The following is a 22,714-nucleotide window of genomic DNA, read 5'->3' as shown; positions in this document are numbered from 1 at the left end:
GGAAGTATGATATGCAAGTTATTAACGTCCGTATTTCAATGCCTAAGTAATTTAGTTGAGAGGGTGAATAAAATGTCAAAAGAAGAACTCATCGCTTTATATCCTTCCGAACCTTCAACGTTGTATATCTGGTTGTTTGGAGGGTTGTCGATCCTCCTTTTTTTATTTTGGCTTTCATTATTTCTATCCGAATATGTACTAGCAGAACTTAAACATGTCATTGGATTAGTTTGTGCAATATCTTTCCTATGCTTTCTCTTTTCCATGCTTAACCATGACTCTAAAGAAATTCCGAATCACAAAGAGGCTGTTCAAGCTTGGAAGAATGAAAATCTACCTACATATGCTCGTATGCTCCCAAACGAAGAGATCAAATATTTATACGCTGACATTAACTTCAATAAAGCTAAGGTTTCAGTAGATAGTTGCGTAGAGGTCAAAGTTCTTGAAGTTGATAGTGTTATGGTGTCGGAAACAAATGAAGATAAATTAGTGAAAGTTAGGCTGGAAGGATTATCGAAGTACGGTATTCCAGAGGATACCGATTATTATATTTTCTTTGGATCTACAGAAACACTTTCTACAAAGTAAAAAAAACATTAACGAGACTCCAAAGAAATTCAACAATAATCTAAAAAATAACATAGAAAGGGTTGAATTGAGGATGAGTGAAACAACCAAACTAAAACCCAAATACACTGCACTTGATATACATAATAAAGAATTTGATAGATCATGGTTAGGATATAAAGAAGATCAGGTCAATGAGTTCTTAGATGACATAATCAAAGACTATGAAATATTCAACAAAATTATAAAAAATCTTCAAGAGCAGAATAAAGAAATACCTATAAATAATAATAGTAGTACTGATTATATTCTTATGAGAATACGTGAACTTGAAAGATACTGCTTTGGAAGAGAAAGAGGGTAATAAGGACTACCGTTTTTTATCAAGGATTGTATTAGAACAGGAATTCCTTTTTCTCTAACAGATCTGTAAAACGAAGTGATGGTAAGGCCGTAGAACGAAGAATCATAATGAATATCAAATCTCACTGGGAGAATGATAAATTCATGTCACAAAATATAGTTGTTTTTTATGTACTACTCATGTTATTTGCGGCAGTTGTTGGATTAATCTTGCATATTAAAAAGAAGGAGAAGATTTCACTTTTGCATATCGGTTTTTATATTTCCCTTCCATTGGCTGCCATGATTGCCCATTGGATCTCTGTGAGGATGTAAATGTAAGAATGAAAAAAATTGCAATTGATAGACTGATACTTGAAGTGAAAGAGTACACAAGCGGAAGGGTGAGGACGTATTGAGAAGCATTCAGTAAAGTAACTCCAATACACGAAGTGGTGGAGGATAAAATCATTATCAAAAAAAGTGAAATTGAATCTGGAAGCTACCTTCAACATTTTGAGGAAAAACTGCAAAAAAATAAGACTCATCCCGAATACGATCCAAGAGATTTATTACTATATCTACTGATTGAAATTACGTCTAATGAGATTCATGATGATGAGACGGTGGGCACAATGGCGAAAGATCTAGTAAAAGCTTATACAGCTACATATTGAAAAGGAGGGTATCAGCAGTGCAAGTTTGAAAAGATTAAATTAGCATTGGACAATCATGCTCTTGACTGGATCGGTGTTAGGTTTAGTCCTGTCGGTATTCCTTAAGTAGAAAGAACGTCAGAAGAATTTATAGAGCATCAGAACGAGTATTTTTACGCTTATTATGCATCTATGCTTTTGAGGTAACTAAAGATTAAGGCTGATTTTATCCATAAGGAGGGAAAGGCATGATCGCAGAAAAATTACTCGAAAAGTTAGAGGCATATGAACAGTCGGCATATGATGGTGGTTTTGGCCAAGACTGGTTATCTGACATAGGCGAAGGTTTTAAGTTCTATGTTCAAGAATGCATCCAACAAGGTAAATCGGTTACGATCGCTGGTTTTGTAAAATACATAGACAACATGGCTTTGAAAAAGGTCATATATCAAGATGAATAGGGTGAGTATGTGACAAGAGGAAGAAAAAAGCGGCAGATTTGTATAATAGAGCAGGACTTTGGGAGACTAGATAAAAGGCAGCTGCTTTAAAAGTCGATTATGTTAATGCAGGAAGACTTAGAACAAAAGCTTTAAAACTTGCGACAGAAGCACGAAAGTTGGAAGAGGCAGAGTGTAAGAAAGGAAGAGTGAGCAATGGCAGTAATGATTCCGTGCACAGAGACATTAGACGGAGAACAAATCTATGTTGAGGATCGTGGCGAACAATATGTAAATCGGTATGATGCTTGGGTCAATATTGATGGCCCCAATTGGAGCTCTTTTAAGCAAGATATACACGCAATCGGGGAGACAGTTGAGGAAGCTGTTGCTAAATGTAAATTGGCTGCTATGAAATCAATTGAAGGAAATAAGAGAATATCAATAAAAGAAAATAAAAGTAACGATTTGTAATTCATCCGCTATGGAGGGAAACATGAGAAAACGTCAACGCAAGAAAAAGGTAGGCGATAATACCTATTAAAGATTATACAGTGAACTTGGGGGTGAGTCTTTTTGGAGAAGCAAACTGAATTAAGAGTCCTCAAATTCTTATCTACGTATCACTACAAATTCTTTCAAATAATGTTTGCGTTGCTTATTATGATGGCAACCAAAGGAATAGTAATTCCAGATATGAACGGTAGTAGAACGGCTGCTATAACCTTGTTGGTGGGCAACACGGTAGCAGGTGTTCTATTCCAATTTATAATTATAGCTCGGCACAATCGGATTGAACAGAGACTTCGAATCGGAAAGCCGGTCTACCATTAAACCACATATTGAATAAGGGAGTATACATAAATAGAGGAACTAATTATGTATAGGAGGCGCAACTTATATGGAATTGATTAAAGAGGCGCAAGTGTTAGGGGCTGTTGTTCTACTTTTTTTTGGATCAATGGGTTATATAACATCAAAAGGATATAAAGAAGTAGGCCAACTCGTAAGAGCACATCGCTTGTGTACCACATCCATTGTTTGTTGTTTGCTTACTTACTTACCACTTGGAGGGATAACTTGGGGCGTAGGTTCATTATTTCTTTAGCAACATAATGAATAGGAAGTGCTCATAAATGGTAAGTGTGTGGAAGTTATTTATTGCGGCTCCTTTAGCGTTTGGTTTGTTTGTAATATCGTTCTATTTATTTTGCCAAGGTATGCAAGCTGTGACTGATTGGCTATCAAAAGATACAAAATGAATAGGACGGTGTATTTGATTAATGGAAAATATTCAAACTCCCGCTAATGTAGAACATTCAAAATCGACCGATGGTACTGACTGTTATACGGTTAAGTTTAGTGGTACCGTCACTCAAGTAGATCATGTTAGACCCAACGATGAACTACTTCATTTGTTTAAGAAGGGAATACTAGCAGAGCGTGAACGGATCTGGGATGAGGGCGAAGAGATCGAAGAAAAAATCCTCAGAAGGCTTTTGCGTCAAGATGGGTAGGTCTTGATTAGTAGGAAACATATTGAATACGTGGTTGTGAAGGGGAGGACAAGCTAATGCCCATTAAAGTTGACCCGAAACTTATAATTGGAATCGATAGAACACTGGATAATCGTTCTGAAAATAAGGCCGAATTATGTTTTGAGTGCGGAAGTCGATTGGATGAATGCTGTAAAAATAATGTGATCCAAGACAGCAAGAAAACGACTCTATACGGGTACCTTTGCTGTAGCTGTAAATCGGAAAATGAAGCATTAGATGATGACTTAGCTAATAATCTTCAATGAATAAAAGTGTTCATAGAAAGGAACGTTTCTATGAGGAGATATGAATTGCTGGAATATACACAATTCACTAAAAATAAAGAGATGCCGAAAGAAATCATTAAATCATTAATGGATTTTCTAAAAAACAAAGGTTACGAGTGCGCCCTAAAAAATGATTTAAAAAAAGTTACCTACGGGCAGTTACGAGAGGAGCTTATGACGGTCTTAAACCCACCGGTACGTATCCAGGATATCTATAGACGGTTTCCTTGGAATGATAATGAAACTGCCTATCATGTTCGTTGGTATTTAGAGATTGACCCCACTCATGTGGACGCTGCTCAATCATTCCTAAACTCCCAGATTACGGATTATACTTTTCCTTTGCTCCTGGTAGAAGATGTCGATGTACTTCAATGAATACGGGGTTGTGAGAGGTGAAGATGGATGAAAAAAATCCAATGGCATGAATTAATCGTAATTTCAGGCAGCGTTGTCTCAGGTTGGCTGATTAAGAGCCTGATGCTGAAAAAAGAAATGAGCGATTGGTGGCTGCTGCCCTTTGTAATTGTAGTGTGCCTATTATTTAGCTGGATTGATATTAAACCTAGAAAGGGCCAATAAACACATATATTAAGTGAGATTGAAGAAAAATATAATGGTTATTCAATTCTGTTAGGGCAGGTATGCTACGACCTATTTAAAATGGATGGCCGTTTGCACTTACATCATAATATCCAGGAATATAACGGGAACAACTTTTGATTTCGTTACTTAGAAACATGATAGTAATTATGAAGATAGACAGGCTAAAGAATATCGCCGCGAAGAAGAAAAAATGTATTGTCGAAGATTATAAGCAACTGTACGGATGTAGATGCGATGAAACAAAATGAATAAGAGAGTGTATTAGGATGAATAGTTCGAAAAAGAAAAAGCGATCAATAGATGAACATATCCGTATGTTATGGGAGAGCGATCATCTTCCTTGGTGTAAAGAAATGGGGGATGATCCTGGTACGTTTGAAGATTACTCGGAGCAGCTTAGACCCCATATAAGCGAAGAGGATTTAGAAAGGGAAGAGAGTGATTGTGAAAACTATGCATGGATTCTAAATAAAAAGAAACTCATTGAATACCAAGTTGTTGGATGATGAAATGAAGACTTTATCAGTCACTTTGAAATTATAAGTGCTGTCGTATTCGCGGTAGGTTCACTATTTTCATTATCGTATTTTATTTTCACGGAATACGCTGGACTCTCGCAGAGAAGTTCAATGCCATAATTTCTTAAGAGTGTGAGAGATAAAAATGAGCCGTTAAGTACAAATAACGGCTCATCAAGTTACTCAGTTTTCTAAGTATACATACCCTTGATAATAAGCAATATAGAAGTCACCTGACTCCGTAATATCATACCTAGTCAGCACTCCAGCCCATTTACCTCTTGAATCATAAAATTCATGTAAGGTAGTTGCAGGGATAGTTGCATCTTTGGCAAATTTTCTCGTAACACCAGTTACATACTTTTTTTCAACTGCTGCTGCAGCAACAGAGTTTGGATTGATGGATAGTCCAGTGGTAGAAATGCTATCCGAGGCACTCGCAATACCACTCATAGATGCCAGAAGAATCGTTGAGACTAACAAACATTTGAGCACAAGATTTTTCCTAATCACACGACCAGCTCCTTAAAATGGGAATGATTTCTTAATAAAGATATCATTCCAATTTAAATTTCAAAAGTAATTATTTTACATATTTTTTCAATTATTATTAATTTTTATTCAGAAAGACAAGCAGTGGAAGCTGCATATGAAAAGATTTCAATAGAAAATTTTCGCTTGGAGTCCTAAAAACCTGTGAAAAAGTGCGTAGTAGTAAGTAATATTAAGATAGATCAAGAATTCGGAGCACTATTACTTAATTTCTTTCAGTTTTTGGCTGTAATCACTCCTGGTAAACCCTGGTTAGTCTTAGTATGATGGAAGTAATTTCAAAGCGCATCATGCACTGCACCAGAACATCGCGAACCTCGAAAACGCGAATCTCGTTCTGTAAGTCTGCTTCGTACAGACTTTGATGGCCCGGGTTCTCTTACAAAAGAGGCATGGTCTATCTTGACCATGCCTCTTTTTTCTACTTCTTATGATTATGCCGTGTGTAGGATCAGCAATGCGATTTTGGGATCATCACATCATTTTAGGAGGATGAAGATATGATCCACCCAAAGCACATTAATCTGGACTCCGTTACGAACCTACGCGGCTTTTTTCGTAACCAAGACGCTGCGCCAACCATTGTGGCCACCGGTCCATCCGGATCTGGGAAGTCGTCCACTCTGACTGCTGTATTGCCGAATTCAAGTAACAGACTACTGGCACGGAATGTGGGCATCAAACAAACGAGCTTAATCAACACCAAACTCATGCTGAATGGGAAACTGATGCAAGATAAGGTGTTGATTCGTATAAAGACGAAACCATTCGATCCTCTGCCTATTAAGGCCGAGTTGACCGAGACGCTTATCGAATTCATTTATTCCTACCGAGATGACCTTGAGGATACTGAAGTGGATGAAACAGTCCTTAGAAACATCCTAGATCCGAAAAACAGGGCGTATCATTATTACAGTTACGTTCAAATGAAAAATACAGACATAGTAACCGGATTTCCGACTCTTAATTCCCTTCGGGAAAAGCTTCAGAATCTGTATTTAATGGTCACGGATGGGCTTCGTGAAGAAGTCAGGGAACGCGAAAAGGAAGGGAAGTCGCTTCATCCCAAACCAAAGAAGCGCGACTTTTATGATAAAGTCATCAACGAACGGCTAGATATACGGTGCGAGGCGGGTATTAAATTGCTCTACCAATGGTTTGAACAATTATATGCATCCATAAAAACCGATATCCTTGAAATCTGTAACCAGCAGTTGCTGGATGAGGATCACATTGTGTTAGATAGTTTTGTAAATGCTGATCAGGTTGAGAATCTGATTAAACAAACATACGATCCTTCTAGTCCTTATTCTTTGGTTGTAGAGGAGCTCGCTTACGCGGTTGCGCCTTCAGATGATTTCCATGAAGCTTTTAAACGCGTGTATCCAGAATCTAAGTATCCCGGAAAACTTCTGAAGATTAACATTTTGGATACGCCTGGACTCACTCAAATTGGAGAGGAAAAAGACGATATTGAAAATGCCTTGAACCATGTGTTGACTCAACGTTTTGATGCCTTTTTGTTTCTATGTGGTGCAGATGAGCGTCCAACCATCTACGATATTTGTAAGGAGCTCCTGGCTTCGAATAAGAAAACTCTTGAGAACATGCCGAAAAAGATCTTACGTACTCGATCTGACCTTGTATTGTATGAGAAGATGAAGAAAGACCGGATGATAGCAATCGGGGACACGAATTTCATGAAGGGAGAGAGTACGGATTCCTACGCCCAGGCTGCGTATCAAGCATATCTGGATGAGCTGAAGCGGGAAGAGGATGAACTCTCACAGGAACTCGGCAGTTCAGATCTGATTGATTTCGTGTCTCTTGATTTGCACACTCTCAATAGCTTGACGGATTTCTTTGCCGAGAAAAACATGGGGAAGGAGAGACTTTTTGAGACTCTCTTGAGCCTCTCCCGTGAAGTATATGATGCATATATGCCCCCTTTGGCCGGCCGAATGTGGTTACAAGGAACAAACCCGCTTCATCCTGCCATGGAGAGTAACATGGACGGATATATGGTCCACGTACTGGATGAATTCTCCAAACATATGGTTGATCTCAATGAGAAGGAAGGATTGACGCAATACTTGAAATATGCAGATCCTAATAAGGTGTACCATGGTAGGTCGGTACAAACTTTCCTCTTTAAACACCGAATCGGGGTAGGGCATGTAACCCAGGCTAACGTGTATGCTGATTTTAGGTTGCACATCCGGAACATGCTTCAAAAGTGGATAATCGCATTTTTTCAAGATTGGAGCATGCATTTTGACATCTCCTTTGAAAACTTGAAACAGACTGAGACCGGAAAAAAGGCTATAAACGAAGCGCCGGAACGGCTTGTGGAGATTTACATTCAGCAAAAATCTCAAATTATCTCTAGGATCGCTATAGCGCTGAGTTACGATGCGTTTCGTACGGAGATGGAGAGCAAATATTATTTTAATTCGTGGGATAAAGGTTTCCATGAAAATATTCAACTGTTTCATTCGAAATTCAGCAACCGTGAATATTGGCGCGTAGAAATGCGGAAGTATCTGAAGAAAGAATTAGATAATCTACTGGACCGAATGTATTATTATGATTAATGATTAATCAGCGTGCCCGTTTTCCCTATGGGAAGCGGGCACACCTTGAATTTGAGTATTCCTTACGTCGTGCCTGTCATCTAAAACAACCCACCATCCAACCAAGTGAGTCCAAGATCGGTCGCCTCACGATCAGTCATAATAAATCTTGAACTCTATACAACCCATTTCCATTTAACATTTTCAACATAATTAACCTCTAGGTAAGAACGTTTGCTTCCGTTAATAATGAGGGCGTTTTGAAAATCAATATTTTTAGGAGGCTCTATACTTGAACGAAGAACTTTCTGTTCTTGAGTATGCGATATCAGCTATAATAACTCTGAATATGTTAATGTTCATAATTAGTGGGTTTAAGTGGCTTAATGCAGAAGACATGAAGAGAGTTTCAAAGTTTAAAACAAGGACATATTTATGGGGAATTTCTGCTTTAATACCTTGGCTGTTTATAATGGCTGCGGGGATAAATAACCAGAAAGACTCTGATCATGTTTATTACAACAACTGCTCTGAAGCAAGGGTTGCGAATGTTGCTCCTTTATATAAAAACGAAGCTGGCTACAGATACGCATTAGATCGTGATGGGGATGGTGTAGCATGTGAGTAAACCCGTCAGCTAAACAAAGGAGTGAGCATTAGTGATGGCTAAAAGATACTTACATGAACAGATCGTTAAAGCAAGAAGGGTACAGAAGTACACACAGAAGGAAGTAGCCTACATGATGGGTATGACCTTAACTGACATAAGGTAATTTGAGAAAATCGAAAAAGACATGAATGATGTTCTCTTGAATCCATAGCGCAACTAATTGGTTTGCCTCCTGATTGACTGAAAAAAGAATGGCGTAGAGTTTATAAGGAATTGGATGGAATTCAGACAGATTAGCCGCCTGAGTAAGCACTTCATGTAAAATCATTTCAAAAAATATAAAGGGGTAAAAGAGTCATGACTCTAATTGCAGGTGTTAAGGTCGGGAATTATGGCTGTGTAATTGGTGATTTTCGTTTAACAAAAACGAATACTGGTGAACAGTTTGATATTGCTCAGAAGTTTGTCTTTGTAGATAACAGTCTAGCTCTTTATATGGCTGGGGCGGTTTTCACCCTAGGCAATTTAAAAAACATACTTGAGCCCAAAATAAATCAGATTACGCTTCAAAACGTTGATGATCCTCATGGAGTGTTGTATCAGTCTATTATTGATTTTTTTGATCGACAGCCACATAATGTTCAATCGGCCATTATAGGAGTTTATTTAGATGTTGCTAGTGGGACAAATAAAATGTTCCGTATCGATGCATTATCAGATGGAACAAAGCGTGTTTATAATCTTGTTCCGGACTTATGTTTTGAAAATGAAGTAATAGGAAGCGGAGTTATAATTACGAACCAGTCAAAGTTTAAGGAAACGTTGACTCCGTTATCGAAGATATTTAAGAATGCACTGGATAAGGGTTATAACGTTCGAACTGCCACTGATGTGGTTGAGCGTGAAATAATTGGTAGACTGAAAGAACTTGGACCAACTGTTTACCAAATTGAAGGTATTTCTTCTGTGATGAATGTTTCTTTTATAGTCGGATCAGCATTAAGGGTAGAAGGAAGAACAGTTGAAGAATTTACCGTTGGAGAAAATAAACCACTGACTAAATGGTCTTACACATTTGGAAAAGACGATACTGGGAACGTCTTCCTCAAGGATAATTCTACGTCAAAAATTACACCGGTACACATGACAGATGAAAAATTCCCACCACACATGTTAAACCAAGAAGAAATCTTTGATCCGGGAAAGATTGAAGAGCGGGACAAAAGTCCTTTAATTAACAAGGACAACGATAGAAAATAGATGAGAGGGAGCAATGCGTTGACATTTGCTCCTTTTTTTATTTTTAATTTATTCGTTCGGAAACAGCCCTTTTCACGCTTAGGACAGGCAGAGAAGAAGAGAGTTTCAATAATGCGCTGATTGGGGATTGGGCCAGCTGTGAACACTACGATTAGCTCTCCGGTAACGGTGCTGCCGTCCACCGATATGGACCCTCGACGTTCAAGGAAACTGAAGGCTGGTCGATCGGACGTTACAATCCGCGAGCATGGAGTACAACCTGAACACCGGTATATGAGAACTTCTTCTCCACACACAGGCCCAGGGCAAGTCACGGTCGACTGGAATCCAAGCTCATGCTCAAGTCCAATATGACAACAAATGAGGTTCCGTTGATCGAGTTCATCAACATCGATCTCGGCGAAATGACCGTCCTTCAGCTGTTGAACAGCAGCTTGAACTTGAACGGGGATAGCAGAAGAAACGGACTGAATTTGGCTTGTATAGTCCGTTTTTCCTTTTATCGGTGAAATTGACCATGCGTCATTCGCCGTCTTCTATGTAGGAGATGATAAGATGAGATATAATGGAAGAAGCGAGCCGAATTCATCGGCTGAGAATTCTACTGTAGCGTTACACCGGGAAATATATTCTTATCCCTCTTAAAAGGAGTTGTTCATTTTGAAAATTGTCATTATGCTATTCGTTGTCTTTCTTATTATAGGTGCTTCTGAATTTCTTCCGAAAATTATTGGAGCAGACGGCGATTGGATTGCCTTGTACGTTTCAGCAGGGTTAATAGCCTATTTGTCTGGAGAGTTGTATGAGGTGAAAAGAAAAATGAATAAGTAATATGAGAGGAAGGTTTATTTTGGCCAGCTGTCGGCCGCGACCTGTGTGCTTGTTGGAGAAATTAAAACACTAAACAAATCACCGAGGGAGAAGAACGCAATTGAAAATAAGATTGCAGATAACCGAGTTTGTATTTTCATTATCATTCACTATGGCTATTATCGGGAGTTTTTTTGCTTTTCGAGCTAATATTCTCGGTACATCAATTTCTCTTTTTTTTTTAATAGCTGCTATTATTTATCCTATTGTCGAAGTAACCATTTCCAACAAAAGATACGGACACGGTATATGGTACAATCGGTTGTTTAATACGTTTGAATTTCATATTGGATCCCTCACGGATTGGAATATGATTGCCATAAGAGCGGCAAAAATTCGACGACTAGCTTTGAAAAAGGGGGTTAGTGTATTATTTTATACTGATCATTACAAGGAAGAACGGCTTCATGAACTGGCAAAAAATATGAATATTTCAATAGAGATTCGACGGGCAAATCCGTTGCAATGGTTGGCTTATAAATGTACAAGTATTGGGGCTACTTTCTACAAGATAGAGGCATGGAAACGTAAAAAGTATCCTTTAGTCCGCTGTATCATGGAGCCTGGCAATAACAAGAGTGGCCGTGAGACTTTAAAATGAAAGAGCGGATGTGGCGGCTGTGGTGGAGTCGATCAGCTGGACATAAATTCAAATCAAATAAAATTCGGGAGTGAATGAAGAATGGAGTTCAATTGTTCAAATGGAAAAACAACCTGGCAAGGGAAGATCAAAAACTATAAAGAGTATGGTAATCATTATTCGCTAGATATCAGTGCAAGGGGATCAGGTATTTCTCTTTATTTTGGTCAAGCGTCTTTTGGCCAATGGTTTATTTGTATCCCCGATTGGAATGCTGGATTGATTATTGGCGATCTTAGACAGGTTAGCTATAATGCAGAAAAAATTGGCGTGGCGATGGAGAATGATTATGATGGCCATTCTGTTGCCAAAGCATTATTCGTCTTTGCTGAAACAAAAAAAATTCAAGAAAAGGATGCCACTCAGGAATACTTAGATATTCTGAAAGCAGCTGGATTTAAAAACATTGATGAAGGATAGACCTATTTCGTTGCTGCAGCGACGTTACCCCTGGATATACCAGGACGTTGCGCAGCTGGGACGATGATCTATACGACTCCTGGTACCGAGGATCTGGAAGCTGCGGTGGAGCGCCGGCACCATTAATGAAACGTTTGAAGTAGTAACACAAATTAACCCTCATGGTGAGCGGAATGAAGAATGACACAAATCTCCCCCTGTAAATGGCGGTAATAGAGGCTATGACAACTCCCGGAATTGACGTGACCAATCCGCAAGCGTTGTCCGTGGCCTTCCCAATCGCTCGGCTATATCTACAAGAGAATATGTTCGCTTAATATCCATGACTCACCTCTCTTCCCGTCATCATCCGTCGTCAACCCTATCATGTCCATTCGTCACGTCGTTGTATGTTCGTCATTTAACTCAAAACCCCGTCGTCATTATGAATGGTACATTCAATGGCTTGATACATGAATCCTCTTTTGGCCGGAAAAGTTATACGATTGATATATAGGTCTTGCCCTAAGATATTCCAATTCAACCGGACATCTAAGTAACCACTTAAAAACCATTAAAATTTACAAATTAATCATTATTTTTATTAATTGTGGTAAAATAGAAAAAACAAGCACAGGGGGATTACTAATGGTTATGGGCCCTGAGAATCTAGATCAAATCCAACAAGATGTGTCTGAAAGAAAAGCAAAGGAAAAGCTTAATGGATTAAAACAACGTGGATTATTAAGCGATATGTTAATGACTCTAGGGGCTGCAGGGCTCTTTATTATTGTGGCTATTATCTTTGGGGTAATAATTTATACCATTAGATATTAACCGAAAAGGGTGAAAGAGCTATACGAAATGTTCTAAAGCAACATTGTCAATTAACAATTTCCGATGTGGAAGTTGTATTTGTCAATTAATCTTAATTACGTATAACTCAAGTTAGACGAAATCATAGTAAATGGAACTTATGTTTGGTACAATATATATGTAGTAGCAGCATAGCATAACACTATTTAATGCCGTTAAAGATTACATAGTCATCGGTTTATACGCAATTTTCCTATAAGCCACCTTTTTTGGAGGATATATGCAATACGAACCTAAGCATCGCTATCATGTAACATTTAAAAACGATAATGACGAATGGAAAACCGTCCCTATTTCCGTTAAAGGATTACTTAGAGACGGACTTAGATTTCTGGATCTAGTTAATGCAAGTGAGTGCTATGTGGATGACGTCATTCGAACTGAGAGAATCTTCTTTATTGAAAAAATTGGCGCGAATTTCATTATACAATTTCCTTTAGCTTTACGAGGCCAATCCCTTACGCAATTCGAAATTTACCAATGTATGCGTTATTAACTTTGAACTTGTGGAGGTCACAATGCACATCGACGAACGTAAACGCCTATTCAAAAAAACCGACAGCAAAATGATCGAACTCCCGTGGTACGCCCAGGAATACATAGAGCGCAGCAAGCGCAAGAAGTCGCCAAATACGCTGCTGAATTACAGTCTTGATTATATCTCATTCTTCAATTGGCTCATCTCCGAGGGCTTCTACCAAGGGGAGCGCGGGGATCTCCCGCTTGATGTGCTGGAGAGCCTTCGAGCAGCAGACGTCGAACGATACGCTGATTTCCTTTCGATTGAACATGGAAATTCAAAGGATACGATTGCACGTAAATTCGCCTCTCTCAAATCGTTATTCCATTTCCTGTCGCAGATTTCGGAAGATGATCAAGGATTTCCTTACCTGAAGCGGAATGTCATGATTAAGGTCGAGGCCGACAAGGAAAAACTCACAGTGGAGAAAAAGGCGGCTCGTATCGAGGATAAAATTCTGCGAGATGATGAAATTTTTGATTTTCGAGTGTTTGTAGCTGAAGGCTTCCAGGGCGTATGTGAGCCCAACAAGCGTATCTTTAACTCCCATATAAAAAACAAGGAACGGGATTTGGCTTTGGTCAGCCTTATTCTAGGGTCCGGACTCCGCATATCAGAAGCCCTCTCGCTTGATCTTGACGATATCGACTGGTTGAAAGCAAAAGTCTCTGTGACTCGAAAAGGCAATAAAAAGGACAGCGTAACGATTAGCGATATTGCACTTCAGGATCTCCAGTCCTATGTGGCGATACGAAAAAACCGTTACCGCGTCGGTGACAACCAGACGGCCGTGTTCCTCTCCCTCCCCACTGGACCGAGCGGAACCGTTAGCCGCCTGACCGTTCGGGCCGCGCAGAAAATGCTTGAGCGGTACGTTGATTCGTTCGGCCGGCCTGCTTTGACGATCCACAAACTGCGTCATACATTTGCGACGAAGTTTCATCAGGAGAATAATGATCTTGCCAAGTTAAAGGAGCAGCTCGGTCATTCCGATATGAACACGACTATGATCTATACTCATATTGCACAAGAGGATCGACGTCATTCGGTAAACAAGGCCGACAGTTGAAATTCTGTTATTAGAGCGAATAGTTAATCCCTAAGGTCTAGAACCCAGTAAGTGAGTTGATCTTGCTCCTCTTCCTTTTTTCATCCTTTATCGGCATCCTCAGAGTTTGATATATAGGTGCGCAAAAACACCTCCAAGGTTGTCTCCATTTCTAAAAACATGGACATCTCTTGAAGGTGTTTTTGTTCACGCAATAGGGTCAGTCCCGCTTGCTTCTTGGAAAGCTTTTCACTTTCTAGCCTTCATCTTTGAAGGTTAGACCGGAGAAATCCGTATACGATGATATTATTTTTATTTTTTTTCGTAATAATATCCTCTTATTATCAACTGTTTTGTATCTTCGGTCACTTCCTCACCAATATCTCCTCTAACAACTTCCTCTCGTGGAAATTGTTTTGGAAAAGGTGCATAATAAAATTCTCCATGTTCAGTTGCTACACTTTCCACCGGTTCTGTTCGAGCTTTTCTGTCGTATTCAATTTGCCAATCTGGTAATGCTTTTTTTGGTGGAGTGGTGTCATTAATAGTCGAGTCTATAACTTGCTTATTATCTATAAGTTCTCTGATTATAAAAAAAGCGCTCATTAATACAAAACAACATGATGCAATGATTATAGTTCTTCTTAAAAACTTCTTATTCATGATCACTCACCCCTTCTAAGATGTTATTTGTTGTTGAGGAAATACTTAAAAGATAGCATCAATATATCCATTCCCTGAAATTGGAAAATCGTTCAAATTTGTTACCATTACTTGGTATGTACCAGGAGGTACGTTCCATATCTCTTTTGTTTCGTTCGTATGTGTAAATCTCCCATAGATGAGGGCTGGCGTTCCAAAGTAATCTCTGTTGACGAGTGTATAATTCACAGAGGGGGCTTTGTTACTATTAGTAGCCCACTGAACAACAGTAATCTTGAATTTAGTTGCTGAAGAAGTGAATTCACCTGAGAAGTGGGCCCCACCAGATGGACCGGGTGGTTGCAAATTATCAAAAGCCCAAGACATATTAGCCATAGGTTTAATATTTCCTTCTGGTTGAGTTTCTGTGGGTTCTACCATCAATGATTCTATAGGAATAGCATTTCTTACTGCCTCGTGATATTCTTCCTCAGTAAGTTCACTTAGAATTGAGTCTGTATTCACAATTTCAGAATATGGCGGAAATCCATTTACCCAATCGTTTTCAGCAGCCTCTACATTAGAGACACTACCAGTATGTAAACCTACAGATGTCAATATAACTACCAACATTGTTACAAGCATTTTTTTCATTGAAAAATCCTCCTCAATCGTTATTTATGAAACTTTAGTAAATGTATCGTACTATCTCACAACCCCCTAACAATTGGAAGTGTTTACAAAACAACCTTAACACAATAGTTTATATTTGTAAAACAAGTAATATATTAGTAGATTGAGGTATTAAGTTTTATCAACCTAGTCGGTGTAATCATCCCTCTCCAATAAATAACGCATCTATTATGAACTTAGTTATGATTTTTCTAACGTTTCGTTTGTAGTCTATTTCCAAGAACTTCTCTGAAACGTAATAACATAACCGGGATTCACACAAAATTTATCGAAATATCGTTTAAATGCTGTTAATAGAGGATAGTTAATCCGAATTTAAGATATGAATAGTTTCAATTTAATTTTGTTTCATTATGGATGCTGATAACATAAGTAAAGGACACATCACTAACGAGAATGTGTCCTTTACTCATTGATCAACTACGAATCCGGATATCTGATGCTCACTGTTCAGGACCATACGCCTCAAATTCCCAAGATCGAATATCCGAATTTCGTAGCCCAAACCGTCCCAAACACCCGAACATACTATTTTGTTTGATCAGTCGAAAACTAAACGAAAACCCACCTCGTGAGGTGGGCTTTCGTTAGTCTTCTCCGTTTACCTAGCGATTCTCTATTGTTTTAGAGTAACTTGAATACGTCCGATCGCTATTCGATGATTTGAAACTCCTTCCAATCATCTGCAGCCTGCTCGTTGCTTTTGGTCAATAGTTTTAGACCGATACCAGTCACAAGTTTTCTGGTAGGGTAGTATGTGCGGTTATTCCAAACGATTTGATTTTTGGGGTCCAAGGTGTAGAATTTCTTTTGAAAAGTAACGGTAATCTTGTCGTTCTTTCCATCTAAGGTTCCGCTATCAAACAAGTTCCTGATAAAAACGAAAAAAAGTAAAAAACAGAATTCTAAACTAAATGAAGACCACTTTGGATGAAATCCCAAGTGGTCTTCAAGCTTTCACTTCAGTTTTGATATTCCAACCCTCTGCAGGATCCGTATACAATGATTACCTCAGTTTATGGATTTCAGTGCCTGAAATTTAATAACCCATTCTTCTGATCGATACGTTAACGCGTATCTGTCCCACTAAGAACAGAATTCAATATCACGATCACGTCGTTTCGAAGCCATGGGACGCGTAGAAGAATGATTTGAGAACGAATAAGGCGTGGCAAGGTATGGTTATTTACCTTTTAGTATATAGAAAAGCAAATTGCTAAGCCCATGATGACGATAAATATAAAGGAGCGTTCTCCCAAATTAAGAGCGCCTAATCAAAAGGAGAGAGTACCATGAAAAAACAATTCATCAAAATTGCAGGAATCGCACTGGCATCAGCACTTATGGTGAGTATGATGTGCATCAAGACACCTAACGCTCAAGCCGCTACAACTCAATTTTTCGATGTGAAATCGACCCACTGGGGCGCTAGCGCCATTACCAAAGCCGTTTCCAAAGGCTATGTCGATGGATACACGAACGGTACATTTAAGCCAGACGCCAGTGTCACACGCGCGGAATTCGTGAAGATGGTCGTCTCGGCCCTGGAACTTGAGACCACGCCAGCAAGCAGTAAATGGTACACGGAGTACGTTGAAGCTGCAAGCAAAGCAGGCCTTTACGCATCCGCCGATTTCAACGATAACGAAGCCGCTTGGACGAAAGTCATGACACGTGAAGAAATGGCCCGCGTTGTAGCTCGTGCGATCGGAGAAACGACAAAAGAAGATGACAAATGGATGTATCTCGCTACGAAAGCCGGTCTTATTAAAGGCGTCGGTATAGGGCAGATCGCTCCGAAAGGGATGACCACGCGTGCACAGGCGATCGTTGTGATCGAACGAATTCTTTCCAAGAAAAACGGCACTGACCTCCACGTCGATAAGTATGCGGTCGGCAGTGCTGAAATCGCATGGCATGGAACAAACATCTTCACCGTGATGCCGGAAATGTGGGTAACCACGGAAGCCGATCTGAGACATGCTAGAAAGGCCTCGGTCGAAGAAATGTGGAAAGAAGAACGTATGACCATCACGTCAAAAGACGGACTGTATCAAGGCAAGCTCGACGCACTTATTGCCATCGACCTTACTGATCCGAATGACCCTAACCTTGGGTTAATCAAGCCGATCAATACGCTCAAATGGTTCAATAACCGACCTTCGATCAAGAACCTGATGGTTAAAGACCAGAAAAACAGTTACGTCCTGTATTTCAAAGGTGGAACGGTATTCAATAAAGATACAAAAAGATATAACCCGAATACAATTCTACGATTCCAGGTCGATGGATTTGATAGTCCTGATCGCGATGCCTTTTTTAATAAAGGTGTGCTGAATACAGCTGCCCGCCTTTATCGCAATAGCTTAACCGACATTCCTGCCGTTATTATCCCCAAAAAAGGAACTGTTCAAAATTACAGCAATTTGGAAATTAGGCTGCAAACTCCAGCAGCTGGATGGTGGTTCAGTGAAATCGTCCCCCTCAGTCTGCGAGGAACTCGCGACGACGCCTAATGCTTGTCGGAACCGGCATACTGCTCCTAACTAGCGGTATGTTGGGTTTATTTCGTTAGAGTTTCAGATGCACTTGTCGGAGAGTCAGCTAAGGGTGTAGACAAAGAGTTGATCAGATTGTTAGTGCTCCCCATGATTCGGTGGGGTCGATTAAGTTGCTGAAAAAAGAGCTCAGTCCTTAGGAGAAGCCCAAGACTGAGAAGAAAAATCCAAGAGAAAAGACGAAGAATTGTTTCGAGATATAAAACTACGATCATTCTTACTTGAATGTCAACGATTTCCCTCCTTACTTCAATGCCGCCTTATCCTTTAATGACTATTCAGCTGTATATTAAAAGGCCGTCCATTCGGACGGCCACACCATCATTTACAACCACTTTAATTTTGTAGGTTCCTTCGATTTAGGTTTAGTCTCCATTTTACTTGATAATCAGATCGAGATGTCGAATTACCAGAAGCAAAAAGATCTTTAACTTCTGATGTTCCTAATCATCAAAACATTGTATCATTGGGTATATTTGTTAATTGTCGGGTATTGATTCTTTCAAGATTGCTTCTAATTCGGCTTGTATTTCCTCAGGTGTCATACTCTCTACTGGTTGGTATTCTCCATAAATATTAAAGTCACTGTCTTCTTTACTGTCTTTACTGTCTATGATATCTGTGTACAAACTTTTCTCATAGGCTATCAAGTCCTCATTTCGACCACTATAGCTGCTCGGTATGCTGTACAAAGACTCAAATGACTTCTCCGTCTCTCCTCCCTGACCATAAATATGGTACATGGCCAAGTGATGCATCATCTGAAGATCATAGCTTGGGTTGGGAATCTGATCAATGAAATCCCTTACGAGAGCGTATTGCCCCGAAGCCAAAAATTCATCAACTGTTTCCCAAATCTCTTCATCTTCATCTGTTGAACTACTTGTGAAACTACCTGCATGAAATGCATATGTATATTCGATCATATTTCCCCAGGTGTCATTGGAAACAACGTACTCACCAGTCAAATTTGCTCCTTGTTCTCCAATCAAATCTTGGACCGATTCGGGTTGCACATTTGCTGTGGGGGATGAGAGACGAAGATTATAGCTGCCAGGTGATAGCCCCTCCCCCTTATTGGTGAACCATTCACTTTCAAATAGACCATTAGTGATATAAACCTTAGTCTGAGAAGAGTATCCCTCTTCCCCAGACACGGATAAAATAAGCTCCATGTCATTCGGTAAATTAGTAGTTCCACTAAATTTGAGTCGATTATCAACATCGAACTCTTCTTTTACCGAAATGTTAATGGTAATATTGCTGGCTACAAGATCTTCCTTCGATGAGCAACCACTGATTACTAGTAGAATTGCACTTAGTAGTAACAATAAGAATCCTTCCTTGGACTTCAAACGTTCGGTATGTATATGTTTATCCCCCTCTCCAATTACTCTTTATATCGGAAAGATTTAAGAGATTACTGAACACAAATTACGAAAATTCCGATCCATAATGTTCACCTTAACTGGGGAGTATAAGACACCAAAAAGAGCCTACACTATAAGATTCTAAATATATTCACCTATTCTAATCTTAGTAGAATGAGAGTATCTAGTGCTGCCTTTAACTGCCGAGATACAAAAACGATAACTCATCCGAAGAACTTTTTCCTCAAATGTATATACTCTGGCTGCACGAGTAGCTCTTCTAGTTCTTCTCTTTGAATCAGTATTTTTTTATATGGAATAAAGTAATTCGTCTCTAACATAAGATCACTGTTAAACCAGTCAAGAAAATCACTTGTTATTTTCCGGTTTGTTACGAGTAAATAATAATCAGGTTTATGCATAAGGACCTTTATCATTTCACTGTATATTTCATCAATAGCCAAGGACGTGTTCTTATCTACCGAGTACTTACATTGAAGGATCCATCTCGTCGATGCGTTAACCTTAGGAAGCCAAGAAGCCATATTTATCTCAAATTGACCATCTCTTGCACGATCAACACCGGTACCTATCCGAGCATAATTTACGATATCCTTAGAATGAAGAATTAATTCATTTATAAGATCCTCAAAGGCATCCGACTGTTTAGTCCCTGAACAACCTGGTGGAACGTTTAGTTTCGACCAGTCAAACTCATAAGTCGTTTTTGAAATTTCTATATATTCATCTTTAGTTATTGGTTGAATACTTAATGTTGGAATTGGGACTTTTGTTTCTAAGTACCCCCGCTTGTTTTCCCAGTTGATACCCTCAATCTCTAGTAATGCATACTTATTATCATCATATTGGGTTAATACAATGACTTTATAGATTCCGTCTTTAAGTTCTTTTGTGATTTGTTTAAGCGCTAGCCGGCACTCATTTGTGTCTTTTTGCAGATGACTTGAAGCCACCATCGCATACTGCTCAATATTCTTTCTAAAAGACGATCCTTGTCGGAAAACAAAGCTTCCGTGTGCTAATAGTTTTGAACCAGATGACTGATAAATATAGCAACGTTCTCCATTCAGATCATCAAGAGAGGGAATTATGTCGTAGGTAGGTGAATGAGTATTCATTGGTCACGCACCTCTTCCCTGATTGGACGATGGTTAGGATAAACGAAGTACAGCCAATCCACTATGTCTTTAATCGTTGCATGAACGTTGCTATCCAGAATATCAAAATTAACCAACGTAGTCACAAAAACATTCTTGCAGAACACTTTGAAACGTTCCATAATACGTTCTTTTAATGCAAACTTTCCCGAGGTTTCACAAAGCATAAAGAACTCCATGAAGTCATCAAATAGCCAAGCTCTCGTATCTATAAATGTAACATCAGAACCTCTATAATTTGTTCCCGAAACGAAAACAGAACAAGCTGCTGCTAACGATCTTTGGTCCTGCGTGTTTCCAAAAAGACTTGTGATTACAGCCTTAAGATATTTCATCTGTTCTGATATACCCATTGATCGGAAATAATGCTCGAAGTTTTTAGCAGCTTGTAATATATCGGCCTTCCACTTCAGTTCAGTGTCATGAAAGCGAACTAAAAGATCCACTAATTCAGGATCTAGCTCATCAATGGATTTGGCAGATATATTTCCTTTTTTACTTGCATATGCATGATGCATTTTCTTTCTATCATGATTATAAGCCAGGTATTGATCTTCTATTATAAAGTTATGATCATCGTCTCGCGCCGAAAAGAAATACAATAGACTTAGACAGCTCGTGAGTTTTTCCTCTGCTAGTTGATAGGTGCTCTGAATGTCATTGATACCAGCCAGAATATTATGTACGAGTACCCAGATGTATTCTTTCTGTTGATCTTCTGAACTCCTCACAAGATGCGGCCTTTCAAAATTTTTTTGAAATGGAAGGCCATGTTGCCATCCTTCAAAAAGTGCATCCGACATAAATTCTATATCCTTCAAGTCTAGTCGAGAAAAACGGCTGTCAGCTTTAAGATCCTTTACATGCAGACATACTGTATAATTTACAATTTTCAGGTTCTCTTCGTACATCCAGTCAAATAGTTGTTTGAACTGCTCAGGTTGTAATGCGTCATATTCAGTCTTTATGATTAGTTCTGGATCGCCTTGTTCCAGAATTGCTTCAACTATTGCCAATCGAACAGCTTCAAAATAACGTCCTGAAAGGCTATTTTTTTCGTAGGTAGGTGAGGCAAATTGTAAAGCAATGTGGTAAAAATCGCTCAAATAAAGGCTAATCCAACCCCTCAAATCAGATTCGCTCAGTTCATTTTTAAATAGATTCTCAAATATCTCGATATATCTTGCGGTTAAATGTTCAAATTCTCTAGAGTTTTTAATAAGTTCAGTCACATAATCATATATTCTACGTCCCTCTTCCAGAGGCTTCCCCACTCTCTGTTCGGAAGCAAAATAATGGATTATTAGCGTTTCACACTTTTTATAGATACTCTGAATAATCTTAACTGAGAGAACGCCTCCGTGATTATAAAGTACACAATCTAATAAAAGAGCATCGAACTTTTTTTTGAGTTTATCTAAAGTCTTTCCAATATGATCCGTAGTAAATATTCGATCATCAAAGGTGTACAATAGATTATTTCGCAACCGGTATAAAATAAAATATAATGGTTTTCTCTCAAGTTCTGGGTAACTTTCAAGATGCGTTTCGAAAACAACTCCGAGAACGCTAAGAATATCTGTCTGTTGATCTAATTCAAGATACTCATTGAAAGTAACTGATGGAATAAGTGGTTTAATATCTGAAGGCTCCTTTAAGTCTGTTACAAGCATCATTTCTTCCATCTTAGAAGTCAGAATGCTATCCAATAATTCCACAACAACTTGTGGATGGATATCAAATTCAAGTGGTTCTTCATCACTCTGGAAACCAAGGTGTAATTGAATATAGTCATATATATCATCAATTCCCATAGCTTCAGGAAAAACGCTAAGGTATTTTTTCCACAGCGAATACTCGACCGACTTAAGAAAATGTCTATTTTGGTTCAAGAGAATGTTCTCAATAGGCTCTGCAAAGGTTGCTGAATTAAAGGTTACTCTTTGAATTCTCTTGTACATAGATCCT

Annotated in this window: 27 protein-coding genes; 21 read left to right on the top strand and 6 right to left on the bottom strand. The window is 39.0% G+C overall.

From position 1 onward, the window contains the following. The first annotated feature begins 72 nt into the window (after nt 1–72). The 11 genes from PGL02S_RS18560 to PGL02S_RS18520 all read left to right on the top strand — a co-directional run bounded on the left by PGL02S_RS18560 (nt 73) and on the right by PGL02S_RS18520 (nt 4,945). Nucleotides 73–591: a hypothetical protein gene (locus PGL02S_RS18560; protein ID WP_063477321.1), complete on the top strand. Its 519-nt coding sequence runs from the start codon at nt 73–75 to the stop codon at nt 589–591. A 73-nt stretch (nt 592–664) separates the two neighbouring features. Then, a complete protein-coding gene (locus PGL02S_RS29020; RefSeq protein WP_063479673.1) occupies nt 665–934 on the top strand; it encodes a DivIVA domain-containing protein in 270 nt (89 codons plus the stop codon). A 433-nt stretch (nt 935–1,367) separates the two neighbouring features. Continuing rightward, on the top strand, nt 1,368–1,589 hold the full coding sequence (locus PGL02S_RS28270; protein ID WP_164762874.1) for a hypothetical protein: 222 nt from the start codon (nt 1,368–1,370) through the stop codon (nt 1,587–1,589). Nucleotides 1,590–1,816: 227 nt separating this feature from the next. Then, complete coding sequence (locus PGL02S_RS18550) at nt 1,817–2,029, top strand: hypothetical protein (protein ID WP_063477323.1); 213 nt, start codon at nt 1,817–1,819, stop codon at nt 2,027–2,029. A gap of 195 nt (nt 2,030–2,224) precedes the next feature. Beyond that, a complete protein-coding gene (locus PGL02S_RS18545; protein WP_063477324.1) occupies nt 2,225–2,482 on the top strand; it encodes a hypothetical protein in 258 nt (85 codons plus the stop codon). A gap of 427 nt (nt 2,483–2,909) precedes the next feature. Next, on the top strand, nt 2,910–3,116 hold the full coding sequence (locus PGL02S_RS18540) for a hypothetical protein (protein WP_063477326.1): 207 nt from the start codon (nt 2,910–2,912) through the stop codon (nt 3,114–3,116). Between the two features lie 175 nt (nt 3,117–3,291). Continuing rightward, the gene (locus PGL02S_RS18535; RefSeq protein WP_063477327.1) at nt 3,292–3,525 is read left to right on the top strand and encodes a hypothetical protein; all 234 of its coding nucleotides are present in this window, start codon (nt 3,292–3,294) and stop codon (nt 3,523–3,525) included. Nucleotides 3,526–3,581: 56 nt separating this feature from the next. Then, nucleotides 3,582–3,812 carry a hypothetical protein gene (locus PGL02S_RS18530; RefSeq protein WP_063477328.1) on the top strand — a complete coding sequence of 77 codons (231 nt, stop codon included), beginning with the start codon at nt 3,582–3,584 and terminating at the stop codon, nt 3,810–3,812. Nucleotides 3,813–3,857: 45 nt separating this feature from the next. Next, nucleotides 3,858–4,211, top strand: coding sequence for a hypothetical protein (locus PGL02S_RS18525; RefSeq protein ID WP_063477329.1), 354 nt, complete (start codon nt 3,858–3,860; stop codon nt 4,209–4,211). 27 nt (nt 4,212–4,238) lie between these two features. Further along, nucleotides 4,239–4,415, top strand: a complete 177-nt coding sequence (locus PGL02S_RS28265; RefSeq protein WP_156515010.1) for a hypothetical protein — start codon at nt 4,239–4,241, stop codon at nt 4,413–4,415. Between the two features lie 290 nt (nt 4,416–4,705). Further along, a complete protein-coding gene (locus PGL02S_RS18520; RefSeq protein ID WP_063477330.1) occupies nt 4,706–4,945 on the top strand; it encodes a hypothetical protein in 240 nt (79 codons plus the stop codon). Between the two features lie 195 nt (nt 4,946–5,140). Here the strand turns inward: PGL02S_RS18520 and PGL02S_RS18515 are convergent, their stop codons facing one another. Continuing rightward, a complete protein-coding gene (locus PGL02S_RS18515; RefSeq protein WP_063477331.1) occupies nt 5,141–5,470 on the bottom strand; it encodes a hypothetical protein in 330 nt (109 codons plus the stop codon). 539 nt (nt 5,471–6,009) lie between these two features. Here PGL02S_RS18515 and PGL02S_RS18510 point away from each other — a divergent pair. From PGL02S_RS18510 to xerS, 9 genes are all read left to right on the top strand, one after another. After that, nucleotides 6,010–8,103, top strand: a complete 2,094-nt coding sequence (locus PGL02S_RS18510) for a hypothetical protein (protein ID WP_063477332.1) — start codon at nt 6,010–6,012, stop codon at nt 8,101–8,103. A 271-nt stretch (nt 8,104–8,374) separates the two neighbouring features. Next, a complete protein-coding gene (locus tag PGL02S_RS18505) occupies nt 8,375–8,710 on the top strand; it encodes an excalibur calcium-binding domain-containing protein (RefSeq protein ID WP_063477333.1) in 336 nt (111 codons plus the stop codon). Nucleotides 8,711–9,049: 339 nt separating this feature from the next. Beyond that, nucleotides 9,050–9,952: a hypothetical protein gene (locus tag PGL02S_RS18500; RefSeq protein WP_063477334.1), complete on the top strand. Its 903-nt coding sequence runs from the start codon at nt 9,050–9,052 to the stop codon at nt 9,950–9,952. Between the two features lie 350 nt (nt 9,953–10,302). Further along, nucleotides 10,303–10,461, top strand: a complete 159-nt coding sequence (locus PGL02S_RS28260) for a hypothetical protein (protein WP_164762872.1) — start codon at nt 10,303–10,305, stop codon at nt 10,459–10,461. A gap of 151 nt (nt 10,462–10,612) precedes the next feature. Continuing rightward, entirely contained in the window at nt 10,613–10,783 is a 171-nt protein-coding gene (locus PGL02S_RS28255) for a hypothetical protein (protein ID WP_156515012.1), read from the top strand. Nucleotides 10,784–10,883: 100 nt separating this feature from the next. After that, the gene (locus PGL02S_RS18495; RefSeq protein ID WP_063477335.1) at nt 10,884–11,423 is read left to right on the top strand and encodes a hypothetical protein; all 540 of its coding nucleotides are present in this window, start codon (nt 10,884–10,886) and stop codon (nt 11,421–11,423) included. 81 nt (nt 11,424–11,504) lie between these two features. Then, complete coding sequence (locus tag PGL02S_RS18490; protein WP_063477336.1) at nt 11,505–11,882, top strand: hypothetical protein; 378 nt, start codon at nt 11,505–11,507, stop codon at nt 11,880–11,882. 627 nt (nt 11,883–12,509) lie between these two features. Beyond that, nucleotides 12,510–12,698: a hypothetical protein gene (locus PGL02S_RS18485; protein ID WP_063477337.1), complete on the top strand. Its 189-nt coding sequence runs from the start codon at nt 12,510–12,512 to the stop codon at nt 12,696–12,698. 557 nt (nt 12,699–13,255) lie between these two features. Continuing rightward, nucleotides 13,256–14,326, top strand: coding sequence for a tyrosine recombinase XerS (xerS, locus tag PGL02S_RS18480; RefSeq protein ID WP_063477339.1), 1,071 nt, complete (start codon nt 13,256–13,258; stop codon nt 14,324–14,326). A gap of 291 nt (nt 14,327–14,617) precedes the next feature. Here the strand turns inward: xerS and PGL02S_RS18475 are convergent, their stop codons facing one another. Both PGL02S_RS18475 and PGL02S_RS28865 read right to left on the bottom strand, forming a co-directional pair. After that, nucleotides 14,618–14,968 carry a hypothetical protein gene (locus tag PGL02S_RS18475; RefSeq protein ID WP_063477340.1) on the bottom strand — a complete coding sequence of 117 codons (351 nt, stop codon included), beginning with the start codon at nt 14,966–14,968 and terminating at the stop codon, nt 14,618–14,620. A gap of 45 nt (nt 14,969–15,013) precedes the next feature. Beyond that, nucleotides 15,014–15,601, bottom strand: a complete 588-nt coding sequence (locus PGL02S_RS28865) for a hypothetical protein (protein ID WP_063477341.1) — start codon at nt 15,599–15,601, stop codon at nt 15,014–15,016. Nucleotides 15,602–16,932: 1,331 nt separating this feature from the next. On the opposite strand from PGL02S_RS28865, the gene PGL02S_RS18465 reads away from it, so the two are divergent. Then, nucleotides 16,933–18,156 (top strand): S-layer homology domain-containing protein, encoded by a 1,224-nt coding sequence (locus tag PGL02S_RS18465; protein WP_063477343.1) that lies wholly within the window; start codon nt 16,933–16,935, stop codon nt 18,154–18,156. Nucleotides 18,157–18,677: 521 nt separating this feature from the next. On the opposite strand, the gene PGL02S_RS18460 is transcribed toward PGL02S_RS18465, so the two are convergent. The 3 genes from PGL02S_RS18460 to PGL02S_RS18450 form a co-directional block, all read right to left on the bottom strand. After that, nucleotides 18,678–19,553, bottom strand: coding sequence for a hypothetical protein (locus tag PGL02S_RS18460; RefSeq protein WP_164762871.1), 876 nt, complete (start codon nt 19,551–19,553; stop codon nt 18,678–18,680). A 239-nt stretch (nt 19,554–19,792) separates the two neighbouring features. Beyond that, nucleotides 19,793–20,707 (bottom strand): hypothetical protein, encoded by a 915-nt coding sequence (locus PGL02S_RS18455; RefSeq protein WP_063477345.1) that lies wholly within the window; start codon nt 20,705–20,707, stop codon nt 19,793–19,795. Continuing rightward, on the bottom strand, nt 20,704–22,707 hold the full coding sequence (locus PGL02S_RS18450; RefSeq protein WP_063477346.1) for a hypothetical protein: 2,004 nt from the start codon (nt 22,705–22,707) through the stop codon (nt 20,704–20,706). The genes PGL02S_RS18455 and PGL02S_RS18450 overlap by 4 nt, the downstream gene beginning before the upstream one ends. Nucleotides 22,708–22,714 lie beyond the last annotated feature (7 nt).

It is taken from the genome of Paenibacillus glucanolyticus NBRC 15330, assembly GCF_004000885.1.
GTDB lineage: Bacteria > Bacillota > Bacilli > Paenibacillales > Paenibacillaceae > Paenibacillus_AQ > Paenibacillus_AQ glucanolyticus.
The sequence above is the reverse complement of the archived record's forward strand: the minus strand, read 5'-3'. Positions and strand labels throughout refer to the sequence as shown.

Coding starts and splice junctions, on each gene's coding strand:
- PGL02S_RS18450 (WP_063477346.1), bottom strand. CDS start 22,707: ATGTACAAGAGAATTCAAAGAGTAACCTTTAATTCAGCAACCTTTGCA.
- PGL02S_RS18520 (WP_063477330.1), top strand. CDS start 4,706: ATGAATAGTTCGAAAAAGAAAAAGCGATCAATAGATGAACATATCCGT.
- PGL02S_RS18550 (WP_063477323.1), top strand. CDS start 1,817: ATGATCGCAGAAAAATTACTCGAAAAGTTAGAGGCATATGAACAGTCG.
- PGL02S_RS18475 (WP_063477340.1), bottom strand. CDS start 14,968: ATGAATAAGAAGTTTTTAAGAAGAACTATAATCATTGCATCATGTTGT.
- PGL02S_RS18545 (WP_063477324.1), top strand. CDS start 2,225: ATGGCAGTAATGATTCCGTGCACAGAGACATTAGACGGAGAACAAATC.
- PGL02S_RS28260 (WP_164762872.1), top strand. CDS start 10,303: ATGACAACAAATGAGGTTCCGTTGATCGAGTTCATCAACATCGATCTC.
- PGL02S_RS18510 (WP_063477332.1), top strand. CDS start 6,010: ATGATCCACCCAAAGCACATTAATCTGGACTCCGTTACGAACCTACGC.
- PGL02S_RS28265 (WP_156515010.1), top strand. CDS start 4,239: ATGAAAAAAATCCAATGGCATGAATTAATCGTAATTTCAGGCAGCGTT.
- PGL02S_RS18465 (WP_063477343.1), top strand. CDS start 16,933: ATGAAAAAACAATTCATCAAAATTGCAGGAATCGCACTGGCATCAGCA.
- PGL02S_RS18540 (WP_063477326.1), top strand. CDS start 2,910: ATGGAATTGATTAAAGAGGCGCAAGTGTTAGGGGCTGTTGTTCTACTT.
- PGL02S_RS28865 (WP_063477341.1), bottom strand. CDS start 15,601: ATGAAAAAAATGCTTGTAACAATGTTGGTAGTTATATTGACATCTGTA.
- PGL02S_RS29020 (WP_063479673.1), top strand. CDS start 665: ATGAGTGAAACAACCAAACTAAAACCCAAATACACTGCACTTGATATA.
- PGL02S_RS18500 (WP_063477334.1), top strand. CDS start 9,050: ATGACTCTAATTGCAGGTGTTAAGGTCGGGAATTATGGCTGTGTAATT.
- PGL02S_RS18530 (WP_063477328.1), top strand. CDS start 3,582: ATGCCCATTAAAGTTGACCCGAAACTTATAATTGGAATCGATAGAACA.
- xerS (WP_063477339.1), top strand. CDS start 13,256: ATGCACATCGACGAACGTAAACGCCTATTCAAAAAAACCGACAGCAAA.
- PGL02S_RS18455 (WP_063477345.1), bottom strand. CDS start 20,707: ATGAATACTCATTCACCTACCTACGACATAATTCCCTCTCTTGATGAT.
- PGL02S_RS18485 (WP_063477337.1), top strand. CDS start 12,510: ATGGTTATGGGCCCTGAGAATCTAGATCAAATCCAACAAGATGTGTCT.
- PGL02S_RS18490 (WP_063477336.1), top strand. CDS start 11,505: ATGGAGTTCAATTGTTCAAATGGAAAAACAACCTGGCAAGGGAAGATC.
- PGL02S_RS18535 (WP_063477327.1), top strand. CDS start 3,292: ATGGAAAATATTCAAACTCCCGCTAATGTAGAACATTCAAAATCGACC.
- PGL02S_RS18560 (WP_063477321.1), top strand. CDS start 73: ATGTCAAAAGAAGAACTCATCGCTTTATATCCTTCCGAACCTTCAACG.